Origin of the sequence: Achromobacter sp. UBA4530, from assembly GCF_002388205.1 — a bacterium.
Classification (GTDB): Bacteria; Pseudomonadota; Gammaproteobacteria; order Burkholderiales; family Burkholderiaceae_B; genus Achromobacter; species Achromobacter animicus.
Genome location: NZ_DGMA01000009.1, coordinates 133,550 through 149,024, shown reverse-complemented (window position 1 = coordinate 149,024; position 15,475 = coordinate 133,550). Strand labels below are relative to the sequence as shown.

The window sequence follows — 15,475 nt, the reverse complement described above, 5'->3', positions numbered from 1 at the left end:
TCAAGGTCAGTGGAAACGAGGGGAAAGGGACGACAGTGCGCCGCCGCAAAACGAGGCGGCGGTATGGAGCGGCGCGAACGGGGATAGACGGCGTGTGCGTGAGGCGCACCGGCCTGCACGAAGGAGGTGGACGTCCAAGAATGGGCTCCCTGACAAAGACAGAGAAAACGCACCACTGAACACTTTCTGCTGCGGACCATCCATACGGCCGACTCGCACAACGGCAAATCGGCCTTGGTCAATCTATGCGCAGTTTTTCAGCCACTCAAGTAGCCGGAATGACTACGACCATCCGACATTGGTAGCAATCCGGCCAGCTGGGGCGTCGCCCTGGTCAGCCGCGCCCCGCACGCTGGTCCGAGACTTCCCGCGACCGCCGCTTCTTCCACCAGATCACCACGCCGGTTACGCTCAGCATCGCAACGACCAGCCCCAGCGCACAGACCACGATCCGGCCGGCAAGCCCGCCGATCTGGCCGCTGTGCAGCGGAAACTGCATCTGCGTGAAGACGTCGGCCGCGGTGCCGTGGCCGGGTTGCGTCACCCCCACCCGCGCCCCGGTGTGCGCGTCGTAGTACAGCATGGGCGATCCCAGGCCTTGCCCCCGGTCGTGATGCGACGGCCACAGCAGCGCCAGGTACAAGCCCAGTTCGCTGAAGTGGCTGACGCCGCTTACGCGCTGCGGCCACCCCTGCGCCTCGGCATACGCGTTGGCGCGGGCGCGAACGGCGTCAAAGCCCACTACGGACAGCGCATCGCGCCCCGCGGCCGGCGTGCTGGCCGTGGGCATCGGCGTCAGCGTCGACACGGCCGACAAGGCCGGCCGGAACAATTCTTCGCGCAGGTTCAGGTAGGCGCTGCTCAGCGCCAGCAGCACCAGCGCCAGCCATAGCCACAATCCAAAGGCGCGATGCAGGTCCAGGTTCAGCCGGTACGCTCCCGCGCCGCGCTTGATAAGCCATGCGGGCTTCCATTTCGCCATGCGCAGCCCGCCGCGCGGCAACGTCAGGTAAACGCCCACAAAGCTGTCCACCAGCCAGATCAGCGCGATGCCGCCCATGAACCACCACCCCCACAAGCCCGGCACATACAGGCTGTGATGGATCTGCAGCATGAACGGGACGAAGCTTTCGGCCTGCAGGCAACAGGCCCGGCGCGAACGCTTGCCCTGGATCTCGCCGGTGCCCGGGTCGACGTACACCTCGTCATAGCCCAGCGGCGGACGTCCCGCCCGCGCCGACACGAACGCCAGCGCCGTGCGGCCGGGCGTGCCATCGTGCGTCACGTAGTCGACACGCAGCGCGGGCTCCGATGCCTCGATGCGCGCCGCCAGCGCATCAAAGCCCAGCGGCGGCGCAGTGGAACGCGCCTGGTGAAAACCGGGATTGAGCCACGCGTCGATGTCGTGGCCAAACGCCAGGATGCTGCCGGTCAGCCCCGCCACCGTCAGGAACAGCGCGGTCAGCAGACCGGCGTAGCGGTGCAGCCAGACCCAGGTCTGGCGCTCTCCCAGCCAATGCCGGCCTGCGGCCATCAGAAGTCGACGCTGGCCGACAGCATGTACGTGCGCGGTGCGGCGGACGTGACCATCTGGTACGCGGGCGACGAATCCCAGTAGCGGCGGTTGAACACGTTCTCCACAGCCGCCCGGAACACCACGTTGCGGTCGGCGATGCGGGTTGCATAGCGTGCGCCCACGTCAAAGCGCGTCCAGGCCGGCACGGTTGCGTTGTTGTCCGCATCCCACGGGATGGAAGAGGTGTAGATCATGCGCGCTGTCGCGGTCAGCCCGGGGACCTGCGCGATGTCGTATTCCGCGCCCAGCTTGACCGACCACGTCGGCACGCCCGACGCCTTGGCGCCGTTGAATTCACCGCCCGGGGTTTCGGTCAGAATGGCACGCGTCCACGCCACGCCGCCCAGCAGCCGCAGGCCGCGCGCAGCCTCGCCAGCGACGGACAATTCCAGCCCGCGATTGCGCTGCTCGCCCGCCAGGCGATACACGTTGTCCGCGCCCAGGAACCCGCTGGGCCGCTTGATCTGGAAGGCGCTCAGCGACGTGAAGAACGTGCCCCAGTCCATCTTGGCGCCCACTTCAAACTGCTTGGATACGAACGGTTCGAACACCTCTCCCGCGTTCACCGCGGTGGCCGGCGCCACGGCGCCCTGCGCCAGCGCCTCGACGTAGTTGGTGTAGAGGGAAAGCTTGTCGGTCGGCTTGACGACCAGGCCTACCGCCGGCGTGTTGGCGCTGCGGGTGTAGTTGGACTGCCACGCGCCGGTATTCCAGACATAGGAATTCACGTCGATCTTCTGATGGCGCATGCCCAGCGTCAGCAGCACGCGCTCGTCCAGCATCGACAGCGTGTCGGTGATGGCGTAGCTGCGCAACGTCATGTCGTTCTGCGGCACCATCGTGCCGTTCAGGCTGAAGTTGTCGGGCTCCGACAGGCTGGTCGGGTGATAGATGTTGCTGAACTCGTTCCACGACGACTGCGGCTGATAGCCGCTGACCTTCGAGTCGTAGTCGGTCACGGCCAGCACGGCGCTGTGCTTGATGGGGCCGGTGTCGAACTGGATGCGCGTGTTCAACTCGCCGCTGCGCGTCTTGTTGCGTTCCTTCAGCCCGAACGCCGTGAAATCCAGGTCGCCGGCGTCGTTGATGATGACGCCCCACGGCGAATTGGCCTTGCGCGTCGTCTCGGCCAGACCGAACGCGCCGCCGATGCTCCAGTTGCGGGTCAGGTCGTACTCGGCGCGCACCATGGCGAACGCATAATCCTTGTCCTGGTACGACCACGACGGATACGGATTGATGTCGCCGCGCGGCGCCGACGGCGGAAACGCGGTCGTGACGAAATAATTGTTCCGCGCGCCGCTGACCTTCTGGTTGCTGGCGCCCAGATCCGCGCTGGCGCGCAGCCGGTCACCACGGTAGTCCAGCCCCAGCGTCACGTTCGAGGCGCGCGGCTTCTCGTTGTCGACCGACCCTACTCCGTCGCGATAGGCCGCGTTCAGCCGCACGCCAAACTTGTTGTCCTGGCCGAAGCGCCGGCCGATGTCCACGTTGGCGCCCAGGTTGGCGTCGCCCACATAGCTGGTCGTAAAACGCGTCAGCGGCGTGTCGTCCGCCCGCTTGGGCACCAGGTTGATCGCGCCGCCCGCCGTGCCGCGCGGCGCGCTGCCGTTGAGCAGCGTGCTCGGCCCCTTGAGAACTTCGATGCGCTCCAAGCCTTCAAGCTGCACGCCTTCGGAATTGGCGATGCCGTACAGGCCGTTGAAACCGATCTCCGCGCGGTTGACGACAAAGCCGCGGATATTGAAGTTGTCGAAGAACCATGGCCCCGCACTGAAGACGCCGGGATCGTTCGCCATCACGTCCGCCAGGCTGCGCGCCTGCTGGTTCAACACCAGTTCCGACGTGTACGCCGTCACGTTGAATGGCGTGCTCATCATGTCCACATTGCCCAGCATGCCCAACCGCGCGCCGCGCGCGATCTGGCCGCCCGCGTAGACCGGCGGCATTTCATCCGGCTTGTTCTCGCTGGCGCCCGTCACGGTGACGGCGGGCAATTGGGGCACCGGCGGATTGGCGCCGGACGACTGCGCGAAGGCGGAGGGGCCGAAAGCGGTGGGCGCGCCCAGGGCGGCGGACAAGGCGATCGCAAGCTTGCGGCGACGGGTGGGGACAGGCATGCAGTGCTCCAGGTTCTGTACGAAGGACGGCGGGCGCGGCGGACGTTCGTCGGGTCGACCTGTCGATGCGTCGTCGCTCGAGGAATGCGCTTGGGTGATGCTGTCAACGCTGGTTTTTATTGTCTTTATGCGCCGGCCCGCCGGCGTACCGAAACATTCCGCCGAAGCCGAAACGCCCGCTGCATTGGTACGTAGACCGGAGATCCGCACGAACGGCGTGACCGCCCGCACAGATGTGTCCGAGTATAACTAAGAATCAAACTCATTCAATATGAAATTTTCGCGATTCGCTTATGCGCGAAAACGGATGCCCTGCGGTGCCACGGCACTTGGCCAGCGGCCCGCAGCTTGTGGACCGATCCGGCCTACTTCCGGTTGCCCAGCGACAGCGGCACGCCCCACACCGGATCCTGCATGCCCTGCTTGCCCAACGGCGTGATCTGCATCGGCTTGAGCTTGGCCAGCAGCTCACGCTGCGCGTCGGTCAGGTTCGTGCGCTGCGCGAAGTACTTCTGCGCGAAGTCCATCGGCGCCGGCCACGTGTACACCGTGAAGTCCTCCAGCGGGCATTCGATCATCTTCGGATCGACTGCGCGGCACGCGGACTGCTTGAACTTGTAGCTGGGCGTCCTCATGTGCATGCGCTGGCTCAGCACCAGGTCGCCGCCCTTGAGCGTGAAGCTGGCCAGCGCCAGCTTGGGCACCACGCGCGACTGCACCTTGATGGCGGGGATGTCGCGCGAAGTGGTGTCTTCGTAGTAGCCGGCACGCGATCCGGGCGTGGTCTCGGTGACCTGCTGTTCGCCCCAGGCCACGCAGGCGCCGGATGCGCGGTGCACGGCCGTGCAGACCTTTTCGGTTCGCGTCTGGCTGCCCGTCGTGCCTTCGTGCCAGTTGGTCTCTTTGTAGAACTCGCGATACAGCTCCGGCGACAGATAGGTGGTGCCGTTGGCGCCACGGCCCGAGCCCACCGCGCCGGCGCGCGCGCCGATGTCGTCCAGCTTGGCATTGAGTTTGTAGTCGTCCCCGCCCGTCAGCAGGTACTTGCCAGGCGGCAGGATGTGGACCTCGAAGGCCTTGAACAGGTACGTCGTGTCCTTGTCGCGTTGCAGCGAGTTGTTCTGGAACTTGCGCCCGAACGTGATGCGCGGATCGGGCTCGAACATCCAGACGGTATTGCCGGTCCACGTCGTCATCTTCATGGCGTCCTTCAACGTGGCGTGCGGCATCAGGTCCGCAACCAACACCACCGCCATGCCGTCCTTCATCGCCTCGCCGATCAGATCGACCAGTTGCCCATAACGCTTGTCGTCTGCGGTGCCCGCGCCGTTCGAATCCGGGATCGTGACGCAGCCCGACAGGGTCAGGGCGAGCATCAGGGCACAAAGAGCAAGTCGCGGGCGCGGCAGGGACATGGGATCGATCCTCGGTGGAAATGGACTGGAGCAATGTGCGCGCATCCTACCGGGTTGCATACGGATCGCAACATCCGGTTTGGCAGCTGAAACACATGGTGGCAGGCCAGACGATGCATCTTGGCGAGACTACGGGGCGGGCGTGCCCCGCACGCCGTAAAACGTTGTTGCGAATGTTTCGCTCCCCTGGGCGGGGACTGGATACCCCACCGGCTTGTCCGCCATCAATGCGTACTGCGGCGAAAGCCGTGCCACCGTCGCCCGGTTCGTTACACTCGCGCTCTTTGCAGCCGAGCGGCGCCCGCCCGGGCGCCGGCCACGAAAGTCCCGATGACAAACACAAGAAAGCGGCTGACGGCAATTGCGTGCCTGTTCACCGCATTGCTGGGCGCCTGCACCGGCAAAGGCCCGATACGCGACGTCGAACGCACGATCACGGACCACTACGGCGCCGACCTGCACATCGTCAGCATGCGTCCGCTGCGGCCCTCGGCGCCGCTGGCCCGCTGGAACGGCGTATACGGCATCTATCTGCAGGACCGCATCGACACCGAGCAATTCATGGTGCGGCTGGGACCGGACGAGGGGCTGGCCACGCTGACCGGCCGCATCGACGCCGCGCGTCAGGAAAAAGACCGGCACGTGGCGCGGCAAAAGGCGGCGTTGGCGCAATTGCAGGCGCTGGGCTTGCAGGGCGATGCGTTCTCGTTGCAGGCGACGTCCATCTACGGCAGCGCACGCTGGAGGGTGGCGGTCTTTGCGGATATGGATGCGTTGCGCCAGGACAGCGCCATGCTGGACGACGCGGCGTGGCGGGCGTTGGGCCGCATTGCGCACGCCGGTCTTGCCCCGGAACCGACGATCAGCCTGCTCCCCGCAACGCAACGCGCCGAGTATCGGGCAGTGCTCGACAAGAGCTATCACGGGCGGATCGAGTTCATCGGCGGCGAGCCGGCAACCGTCCTGCAAAGCCTGGAAGACGGGGCCGACGCATGGTGGATGGTCGATGCCGCCGCCCTGCCCGCGCCGCATATCGTGACTGAGCGGCAACCGAGCCTGCGCGAGGCCTGCTATACGGCCATCGCCACGCTGCGCGCCGACAATCACTTCAAGGCGCGCCACGGCATCTATGTGCAGCCGCGCATGAACGTGTTGCAGACGTATCGCATCGCAGACCGGTTGCGCGACGCCGGTCTGCGCCAAGGCCACACGGCCTACGCCGTGCTGGACCGCGTCGACGGGCGCACTGTGCTGCGCGGCATCGTCGCGGAAGATGCACCGCACGGCCCCGATGCCTACGCCATCGACGCCGTGTACGCGTACGAATTCGCCTTCGCCACCGGCCAGCTGCAGCTACGCCGCCTGCCGGCGGGATGACGACAGGCTTTAGTTGTCAGCGCGCACGAATAGCGCCAGGCGATTCCAGTAATCAACCCCGAGCAGCAAGCGGTCACCCAGCGGCTTGAGGACGAAGTCCCCGCGCTGGTTGTGCTGCATCTTGATCAGGCCGCCTTCCCGGCGCGCCTTCATGGTCAGCGATCCGTCGTCCTTGACCACGCCATCCGCCCCGAAGACCAGTTTGCGCAACGTGCCGATCGGACGCTTGAAGGTGCCCTGCGGCAGTTGTGCCGGCGCGGCCTGCGCCAACGCCTCGGTGGTCAGCGGCGCCAGGCTGTCGGCCAGCGTGCACGCATCGGGACTGGCGATCGGCGCCGCGCACGCATGTTCCAGCATGGGCCGGGCATCCAGGTATCGGCCCGCGGTCCAGGCTTCTTCGGCCGCCAGCGTGCACGTGCTGGCGGAGATGCCCTTCAGGCACGCGGCCTGCAGCGTCTTGTGCGCCGCCTCGCCCAGCGGCGCGGGCTGGCCGCCTTCGCCGGGTTCCAGCCCGCCGGCTTCGCGCCAGGCGTCCGGCAGTTTCTTGCACACGAACGGCAGGCCGCTTGCGCACATGCTTTCCAGTTCCTTGACGGACGTCTCGTTGTACGCGTCCAGGCATTCCATCATGCCCGCCTTCCAGCACAGCGGCCAGACCTTGGTCTGCGGCAGTTCCGTGGGCGCGGCGCACGGCGCGGAGGTCTTCAGCGCGTAGACCATTTCAAAGCCCACGTCGATCGACTTGCCATCCGGGGAAAGCTTGTATTCATCGTCCAGGCCAAGGTCCAGGTTATAGAAGCCCAGCTTGCCGTTTTCGATTTTGTAGTAAAGCAGCTCGGGACCGTTCAGCGCACTCTTGCGGATGAGGTTGGAACTCAGCACCCGCATCTGGCCCCTTCCGCCGTCGTACTCGTACAGTCCGCACTGAAGCGGCGCGGAAGACTGCGCGTGCGCGGCCGGCGTAAGCAGCGCCGCCAGCAGAAGAACAGTCAACACCGCGCAAAGACGATGGAGCGATTGCGCGATGCGGCTGCGCAAGCGGGAGTGACGGTACATGAGTGATCAAGCCTTTTAATGATTCGAGACGCGCGGCATGGCCGCGCACCGGGCGGTCGGCGCCCGCCGGCATTCTAAATAGGCTTGATGTCACGCCGGCGAAAAACGGCCGGACTGTTTGATCTGTGTTGAACGAAACCCGCTTATGTCCCCGGCAATGCGCGCGGCAGGTCGGTTCCGTAATCGTCTTGGGCATACACCATTGCCGGCAAAGGCGATACGAGGCGGCCGCCTTGCTCCCATAGCGATTCAACCCAATCGGCCGCGACGTCGGCTATCGCGTCTTGCACGCAGAACGCCGGCTCGCTGGAGAACATGGGCACCGGCGGCTCCAACCCCGTTTCGCCGTGCACGACGTCAAAGAGATCGCGGTACCCTTCGATGGCCTTGTTCAGCACATACAGATCCGGCCCTTCCAGGCCGATCACCACCGAAAAAGTCCCCTCGCCGCCCTGGTCGGGAAAGATGCCGAACTGGATTTCGCGCGCCTTCTCGGGCAACCGCGCAAACATGCCGGCCAGCGTGCGCAAAGCGGCCGCCGTGTGCGCGTCCAGGATGCGGCGCAGCGCGTCTTGATAGTCGTGTTTTGTCATCGCGCCAGCATAGCGCACGGCGGCATCGCATCACGCGTCGGACGGCATCTGCGCCAACAGCTTGTCCAGTGTCACGGGATAATCCCGCACGCGCACGCCGGTCGCGTTGTACACCGCATTGGCAATCGCCGCCGCCACGCCGCACAGGCCCAGTTCTCCGACGCCCTTGGCCTTCATTGGCGATGACACCGGATCGTCTTCGTTTAAAAAGATGACCTCCTGGCGCGGAATGTCGGCATGGACGGGGACCTCATAGCTTGCCAGGTCGTGATTCACGAAGAATCCCGCGCGATGGTCAACCGCCAGCTCCTCCATCAACGCCGCGCCCACGCCCATGGTCATCGCGCCAATGACTTGGCTGCGCGCCGTTTTGGGATTGAGGATGCGGCCTGCGGCGCAGACCGCCAGCATGCGGCGCACGCGCGTCTCGCCGGTGGCGGCGTCCACGGCCACTTCCACGAAGTGCGCGCCGAACGTGGATTGCTGGAATTTCTTGTCCAGGTCGCCGAACTCGATGGCATCTTCAGCGATGAGCTCGCCGCCCGACACCGCGCGCGTCAGGGGCGCACTGCGCCCGCTGGCATCCGTGACCGCGCCGTTGGCGAACACCACGCCCTGCGCGTCGAATCCCAATCGCTCCAAGACCAGCGTCCGCAGTTTTTCGCAGGCGGCATACACGCCGGCCGTGGAACTGTTCGCGCCCCACTGACCGCCCGAGCCCGCGGATACGGGAAAGGCCGAATCGCCAAGCCGCACCACCACGCGGGACAGCGGCACGCCCAGCATCTCGGCGGCGGTCTGCGCAATGATGGTGTAGCTGCCCGTTCCGATGTCGGTCATGTCGGTCTCGACGATGACGCGCCCCGCCGCGTCCAGCCGCACGCGCGCGGCCGACTTGGTCACCAGGTTGTTGCGAAAGGCGCTGGCCACGCCCAGCCCGATGAGCCAACGTCCTTCGCGCCGCGCGCCGGGCTTGGGATCGCGTTTATCCCAGCCGAAATGCCGGGCGCCGGTCTGCAGGCATTCGACGAAACGCCGCTGGGAGAACGGCCGCGATGGATCGGTGGGATCCACCTGCGTATCGTTGAGCACCCGAAAATGCACGGGGTCCATGTCCAGCGCCTGCGCCATCTCGTCGATCGCGATCTCCAGCGCCATCATGCCGGGCGCCTCGCCGGGTGCGCGCATTGCATTGCCTTCGGGCAGATCCAGCGTCATCAGGTTCAGCGCGGTGCGCTGGTTGGCGCCGGCGTACAGCAGCTTGGTCTGCTGCACGGCTTCTTCGGGCTGGCCGTCCGGCAGGTCGCCGGACCAGCTCTCGTGAGAGATCGCCGTCAGCTTCCCGTCGCGCCCCGCGCCCAGCCGGATGCGCTGGATCGTGGCGGGCCGGTGCGTCGTGTTGTTGATGATCAGCGGACGCGGCAACGCCACCTTGACCGGCCTGCCGGCCGCTCGGGCGCCCAGCGCCGCCAGCAAGGCGTCCGCCCGCACGAACAGCTTGCCGCCGAAGCCGCCGCCGATGTAGGGCGAGATCAGGCGCACATTCTCCTTCGGAATGCCCAGCGTCCGGGCCACATCGGACCGTCCCCAGGCGATCATCTGATTGGAAGTCCATATCGTGAGCTTGTCGCCTTTCCAGACTGCAAGCGAGGCGTGCGGCTCCATCATCGCGTGCGATTGGTCGGGCGTGGTGTAGGTGTGATCGACCGTGACCGGCGCCGCGGCGAACGCAGCGTCGAAGTCGCCCGCGTCCGTTTTCGGGATGTGCTTTGCGGCGTCGCCGTGGTCCCGCTTCTGCGCCGCCAGGTCGAAGGCGCCCTCGCGCCGAACGTACTGCACGCGAACCAGTTTGGCGGCCGCGCGGGCCTGCTCGAACGTGTTGGCCACCACCAACGCAATCGCCTGGTGATAGTGCTGGATGTCCGGACCGCCCAGCAGCGTGGCCGTGTTCATCTTGCCCTTGCCCAGCTTGCCGGCATTCTGCGCGGTCACGATGGCCAGTACACCCGGCGCCCGGCTCGCAAGCTCGGTATCGATGGCCGTGATGGCGCCCTTGGCTATCCCCGCGCCCACCACGTAGCCGACCGCGGGATTCGGCGCGATGTCGTGGTGCTCGTACGCGTAAGGGGCCTGGCCGCTGGTCTTGAGCGGTCCATCGATGCGATCGACGGGCTGGCCCACGACCTTGAGCTGATCGATCGGGTTCTGTGTCGCGGGAGTATCGAATTTCATGAGTTCACGCCCTCGCTTCCATCAAGACCGAACCGAGCGCGCGGCGCGCCAGCGTCAGCTTGAAACCGTTATCCGGCGTCGGCTTGGCGCCGGACAGCAGCGCATCGGTCACGCGCGCCGGGCCGTCCGGCAAATACGCTTCTGCCGCTTCGCTGCGCCAGGGCTGCGGCGCCACGCCGCCCAGCGCCACTCTGCCGGTGCCATCGTCTTGCACGACGGCGGCCACCGCCACCAGCGCGAAGGCGAACGACGCGCGGTCGCGCACCTTGCGGTAGAGGTGTTTGCCGCCCAGCGGTTTGGGCAGCACCACCGCGGTGATCAGTTCGCCAGCCGCCAGATGGGTCTCGATATGCGGCGTGCCATCCGGCGGGCGATAGAAATCGGCGATGGGAATCACCCGCCGCGTGGCGTCGGGACGCACCGTCTCGATCTTCGCATCCAGCAGGCGCATGGCCACAGCCATGTCGCTGGGATGCGTGGCGATGCAGGCGTCGCTGGCGCCGATCACCGCCAACTGGCGCGACACGCCGCCGATTGCGGAACAGCCGCTGCCGGGCACGCGCTTGTTGCAGGGTTGGTTGGTGTCGTAGAAATACGGGCAGCGCGTGCGTTGCAGCAGATTGCCGGCGGTCGTGGCGCGGTTGCGGATCTGCCCCGACGCGCCAGCCAGCAGCGCGCGCGCCAGCACCGCATAATCACGCCGCACCACGTCGTGGGCGGCAAGGTCCGCATTGCGCACCACGGCGCCGATGCGTAACCCGCCGTCGTCCGTGGGTTCGATGCGGTCCAGGCCCAGGCCGTTGACATCGACCAGGTGGACGGGCGTTTCGACCTCAATCTTCATCAGGTCAAGCAGATTGGTGCCGCCTGCAATGAACCGCGTCCGCGGCTCGCGTGCCGCGCTGGCAGCAGCTTCGGCATCGGTGCCGGGACGCTCGTACGTGAACGATCTCATGCCTTGCCCTCCGCGACGTCTTCGATGGCGTCCAGGATGTTGGAATACGCCCCGCAACGGCAGATGTTGCCGCTCATGCGTTCGCGGATCTCCTCGGGCGTCAGCAACGGGCGCTCGGTCAACGAGCCGGTGACATGGCTGGGCATCCCGCTTGCGGCCTCGTCCAGCATGCCGACCGCAGAGCAGATCTGCCCCGGCGTGCAGTAACCGCACTGGTAACCGTCATGCTTGACGAACGCGGCCTGCAGCGGATGCAGCGCGCCCGGCGTGCCCAACCCTTCGATAGTCGTGATCTGCTGGCCGTCGTGCATGACGGCCAGCGTCAGACAGGCATTGATCCGCCTGCCATCCAGCAGCACCGTACAGGCGCCGCACTGGCCATGATCGCAGCCCTTCTTGGTGCCGGTCATGTGCAGGTGCTCGCGCAGCGCGTCCAGCAGGCTGGTGCGCACATCCAGCGCCAACTCATGCGTGCGGCCGTTCACCTGCAGCGTGACCGTGGTGGTCAGGTTGTGCGCCGGCGCGGCGCTTTGGGCTGCGGACATGGTTGTTGTCCCGAGTGCGGTGGCTGAAGCGGCGCCCGCCTTGAGCAGGTTGCGCCGCGAAATCTTGATATCGATGGAATTTTCCAAGGCTGGAACTCCTTTGAGCATTCGGCGGGCCGCAGCTCGCCATCGGCGCGCGCTATCAGCAAACCGTGTTCCTGGCGGCGCCGCCCCCGGCATGCCGGTGCCGCGCTGCGTCTTGCGTGAAAACGGGGCGGATTTCCCGATAAGATCGTCGTCAATCGATGATAGCGACGGGAACCGCCCGGCCGCCACGCCCGTTTGACAAGAAAATGTTCGATCTCGAAACCAATCCGGACAGCCCCGCGTGCATTCGCTGCGTGGGCATCCTGCTAGCTGCCGGACACGGCCGGCGCTTTGCCAGCGCGGCCGCGGGCCAGGACAAGCTGCTGGCGCCCCTTGCAGACGGCACACCTGTCGTCATGACGGCCGCGTCGTCCCTGCTGGCCGCGGCGGCCGGCGTCGTGGCGGTCGTCCGCGCGGGCAACGACCGCGTCGCGGCACTCCTGGCGCAAGCCGGATGCGAGGTGGTCACGATAGGCCCTTACACCGATGGCACGAACGGTGGCATGGGCGACAGTCTTGCTGCGGCCGCACGGCACGTCATGCGCACCGCAAGCCCGGACGTGCAATCCTGCCTTGTCGCGCTTGGCGACATGCCCTGGATCCGCGCGGATACCTTCCTGCGCGTTGCAGAAGCGGCAAAGGAGCATCCCATCGTCGCGCCGGCATGGCAGGGCCAGCGCGGCCACCCGGTCGCGTTTCAGCGATCGATCTGGCCGGCGCTTGCGGCGCTGGCGGGAGATGTGGGCGCACGTTCCGTATTGGCCCGTCATGGTGTGACCGAGCTGGCGGTCGATGATGCGGGCGTATGCGCCGATGTGGATACACCGGATGACCTGTCCACCGCTGGATGCGGTGGACCGTCTGCGCCGCCCTAGGCGGGCGTCGCGTCGCCGCGCGGCCGCGCGATCACCGCCGCGCCGGCCGACGCCGCCCGCCGCGGCAGGGCCACGCGGAAACTCGTCACGTCGTCGCGCGAGTCCGCGCTGATGCAGCCGCCATGCGACACCACGATCTGCTGCGCAATGAAGAGGCCCAAACCCAGTCCGTGGTGACCGCCGGGCCGCCGCGCGCCGCTGCGGAATGGGTTGAACAGATGGGGCAGCAGCTCCGGCGGAATGGTGCCGCCATTCGAAACGGTGACGACAACCTCGTTGGCGTCCTCGCCATTGACCTCGACCCGCACCGGGGCAGTCTTGCTGCCATGGTGCAAGGCGTTGCCAACCAGGTTGGCGATCACCTGCGAAATGCGCTGGCCGTCCCATGCGCCGGCCGCGTCGCCACGGCAGTGCGACGCCACCTGGCGATCGGGAAAGCCCGTGCGCACCTCGTCCAGCGTGCGCTCGACCAGCGCTCCCATGTTCAGTTCCGAGGGCGCCAGCGTCAGCCCGCCCGCCTGGCGAATGCGCGTCACATCCAGCAGGTCTTCGATCAGGCACGACATGCGCTCACTGCTTTGCAGCATGCGCCGCGCCAGGCTCGACACACGTTCGTCGTCGCCCTGACGCTGCAGCACGGTGGCGCCCATGATGATGGCCTGCAAGGGCGTGCGCAGATCGTGGCTCAGCACGGCCATGAACATTTCGTTGACCCGCAGCGCTTCGGTGCGCTCTTCGAGTTGCTGCGCCAGCGCACGCTTGCGCTCGTGCAATTCGAAGAACACGTTGGCCTTCGTGCGCAGCATGTACGGGTCGACGGGCTTGTACAGAAAGTCCACCGCGCCGCTCTCGTAGCCGCGAAACTGCCAGTTCTGTTCGCGCGAACCGGCGGTGATGAAGATCAGCGGAATGTGGCGCGTGCGCTCGCTGCCGCGGATCAGTTCGGCCAGTTCGAAGCCGTTCATGTCGGGCATCTGCACGTCCAGCAGCGCCAGCGCGACGTCGCCGTGGCGCAGCAGCAGTTCCAGCGCCTGCGGGCCGGACTGGGCCTTCAGCACCTCGACACGGTCGCTGGCCAGCAGCGCCTCGAGCGCAATCAGATTCTCCGGAACGTCGTCAACCAGCAGGCACTTGATGCGGTCGTCGCGGGATGGGGCTGATGTCGGGATCATGGTGTCAATGCGTTTGGGTTTCAGGGCAGCCGTCTTGTGGGCAACTGCGCGAACACGGCGGCAATCTCGTCGGGCGTCAGCGCCCTTGCCGCCGGAACCAGCGCCAGGGCGGCGTCGGGCATCGTGGGTGCCGCTGCCGACGCCGGCGCCTGCACCAGCGCGTGGCCGCCGGCGGCAGGGATGGCGGCCAGGCCTTCGGCACCATCCTCATTCGCGCCGGACAGCAGCACGCCAAGCAGCCGCTCGCCATAGCAATCGGCGGCGGACTGGAACAGCACGTCGATGGACGGCCGTGAAAAATGCACCGGCGGGTCGATCGACAGCGCCAGGCGCGGCCCCCGGTCCACCAGCAGGTGGTAGCCGGGCGGCCCGAAATACACGTGCCCAGGCTGTATCGGTTGCTGGTCCTGCGCTTCCTGCACGGGCAAGGCGCAGCGATAGCTGAAGATGTCGCTCAACAGGCTACGGCGGTCGGACGGCAGGTGCAGGACCACGATCACGCTCGCCTGAAGGCCTGCGGGAAGCGCCGGCAGCAGAACGCTCAGGGCGTCGATAGCGCCCGACGAGCCGCCGATGACGATTGCGTCCCAGGCGTCCGAAGCGTCCACGGACAGATCCGGCCCGCGCGTGGTCACAGGTCGGCCCTTTTACGGTAGATGCGGTCGGCCATCACGAATTCGTCAAAGCCGTCGGCCTGCGCCGTGAATCGCACCGACTCCTTGGACCCCAGGCCCAGGAATCCGCGATGAACCAGTGCATCGTGAAACAGGCCCAGCGCTCGGTCCTGCAGGTCGCGCTCGAAGTAGATGAGCACGTTGCGGCACGACACCAGATGCACCTCGGCAAACACGCTGTCGGTCGACAAGCTGTGGTCGGAGAACACCATGTGCTCGCGCAGCGTCTTGTCGAACACCACCCGGCCATACCGCGCCGTGTAATAGTGCGACAACGAATTGCGGCCGCCGGCCTGCGCATGGTTGGCCGTGAAGGCCGCCGCGCGCTCCAGGTCGAACACGCCCTGCTCGGCCGCGCGCAGTGCGTGCGGATTGATGTCGGTGGCGTAGATCAGCGTACGGTCCAGCAGCCCTTCCTCGTGCAGCAGGATGGCCAGCGAATAGACTTCCTCGCCCGTGCTGCACCCGGCCACCCACACCTTGATCGAGGGATAGGTGCGCAGGATCGGCACCACCTCGTTGCGCAGCGCCAGGAAATAACTGGGGTCACGGAACATGTCGCTGACCTGCACCGTCAGGTATTGCAGCAGGCCCGTGAACACGGCGGGCTCGTGCAGCACGCGGTCCTGAAGCTGCGACAGCGTCTTGCAGTCGAACTCGCCCAGCGCGGTGCGCAGTCGGCGTTTCAGCGAAGCCTGCGCATACTCCCGGAAGTCGTAGTGGTAGCGGTGATAGATCGCATCGAGCAGCAATCGCTGCTCGATGTCTTCGATGTTCGCCTTGTTTTGATTAGGCATG

General features: G+C 66.3%; 13 protein-coding genes. 2 read left to right on the top strand and 11 right to left on the bottom strand.

Annotated elements, in window-relative coordinates; genetic code table 11:
* Positions 1-334: 334 nt before the first annotated feature.
* The 3 genes from B2W22_RS10120 to B2W22_RS10110 all read right to left on the bottom strand — a co-directional run bounded on the left by B2W22_RS10120 (position 335) and on the right by B2W22_RS10110 (position 5,111).
* Positions 335-1,534 carry a PepSY-associated TM helix domain-containing protein gene (locus B2W22_RS10120; RefSeq protein WP_286937484.1) on the bottom strand — a complete coding sequence of 400 codons (1,200 nt, stop codon included), beginning with the start codon at positions 1,532-1,534 and terminating at the stop codon, positions 335-337.
* Positions 1,534-3,696: a TonB-dependent receptor gene (locus B2W22_RS10115; protein ID WP_286937481.1), complete on the bottom strand. Its 2,163-nt coding sequence runs from the start codon at positions 3,694-3,696 to the stop codon at positions 1,534-1,536. The genes B2W22_RS10120 and B2W22_RS10115 overlap by 1 nt, the downstream gene beginning before the upstream one ends.
* A 365-nt stretch (positions 3,697-4,061) precedes the next feature.
* Positions 4,062-5,111 (bottom strand): hypothetical protein, encoded by a 1,050-nt coding sequence (locus B2W22_RS10110; protein ID WP_175122693.1) that lies wholly within the window; start codon positions 5,109-5,111, stop codon positions 4,062-4,064.
* A gap of 330 nt (positions 5,112-5,441) precedes the next feature.
* Here B2W22_RS10110 and B2W22_RS10105 point away from each other — a divergent pair, with 330 nt between their 5' ends.
* Positions 5,442-6,488 carry a hypothetical protein gene (locus B2W22_RS10105; RefSeq protein ID WP_286937478.1) on the top strand — a complete coding sequence of 349 codons (1,047 nt, stop codon included), beginning with the start codon at positions 5,442-5,444 and terminating at the stop codon, positions 6,486-6,488.
* A 9-nt stretch (positions 6,489-6,497) separates the two neighbouring features.
* On the opposite strand, the gene B2W22_RS10100 is transcribed toward B2W22_RS10105, so the two are convergent.
* The 5 genes from B2W22_RS10100 to paoA form a co-directional block, all read right to left on the bottom strand.
* Positions 6,498-7,544 carry a hypothetical protein gene (locus B2W22_RS10100; RefSeq protein ID WP_286937477.1) on the bottom strand — a complete coding sequence of 349 codons (1,047 nt, stop codon included), beginning with the start codon at positions 7,542-7,544 and terminating at the stop codon, positions 6,498-6,500.
* A 143-nt stretch (positions 7,545-7,687) separates the two neighbouring features.
* Entirely contained in the window at positions 7,688-8,137 is a 450-nt protein-coding gene (locus B2W22_RS10095; protein WP_175122690.1) for a DUF6389 family protein, read from the bottom strand.
* 30 nt (positions 8,138-8,167) lie between these two features.
* Entirely contained in the window at positions 8,168-10,369 is a 2,202-nt protein-coding gene (gene paoC, locus B2W22_RS10090; protein WP_175122689.1) for an aldehyde oxidoreductase molybdenum-binding subunit PaoC, read from the bottom strand.
* Between the two features lie 4 nt (positions 10,370-10,373).
* Positions 10,374-11,324: an FAD binding domain-containing protein gene (locus B2W22_RS10085; RefSeq protein WP_286937474.1), complete on the bottom strand. Its 951-nt coding sequence runs from the start codon at positions 11,322-11,324 to the stop codon at positions 10,374-10,376.
* Positions 11,321-11,977 carry an aldehyde dehydrogenase iron-sulfur subunit PaoA gene (paoA, locus tag B2W22_RS10080; RefSeq protein ID WP_217467835.1) on the bottom strand — a complete coding sequence of 219 codons (657 nt, stop codon included), beginning with the start codon at positions 11,975-11,977 and terminating at the stop codon, positions 11,321-11,323. Before paoA ends, B2W22_RS10085 begins: the two co-directional genes overlap by 4 nt.
* A gap of 185 nt (positions 11,978-12,162) precedes the next feature.
* Between paoA and B2W22_RS10075 the strand changes: the two genes are divergently transcribed.
* On the top strand, positions 12,163-12,831 hold the full coding sequence (locus B2W22_RS10075) for a nucleotidyltransferase family protein (protein ID WP_286937472.1): 669 nt from the start codon (positions 12,163-12,165) through the stop codon (positions 12,829-12,831).
* Here B2W22_RS10075 and B2W22_RS10070 read toward each other — a convergent pair.
* The 3 genes from B2W22_RS10070 to B2W22_RS10060 are packed head-to-tail and all read right to left on the bottom strand — an operon-like array spanning position 12,828 to position 15,474.
* Positions 12,828-14,003, bottom strand: a complete 1,176-nt coding sequence (locus B2W22_RS10070; protein WP_175122685.1) for a hybrid sensor histidine kinase/response regulator — start codon at positions 14,001-14,003, stop codon at positions 12,828-12,830. The genes B2W22_RS10075 and B2W22_RS10070 overlap by 4 nt on opposite strands.
* A gap of 20 nt (positions 14,004-14,023) precedes the next feature.
* Entirely contained in the window at positions 14,024-14,611 is a 588-nt protein-coding gene (locus tag B2W22_RS10065; protein WP_286937468.1) for a chemotaxis protein CheB, read from the bottom strand.
* Positions 14,612-14,634: 23 nt separating this feature from the next.
* Positions 14,635-15,474 (bottom strand): CheR family methyltransferase, encoded by an 840-nt coding sequence (locus tag B2W22_RS10060; RefSeq protein ID WP_175122683.1) that lies wholly within the window; start codon positions 15,472-15,474, stop codon positions 14,635-14,637.
* Between the last annotated feature and the right edge of the window lies 1 nt (position 15,475).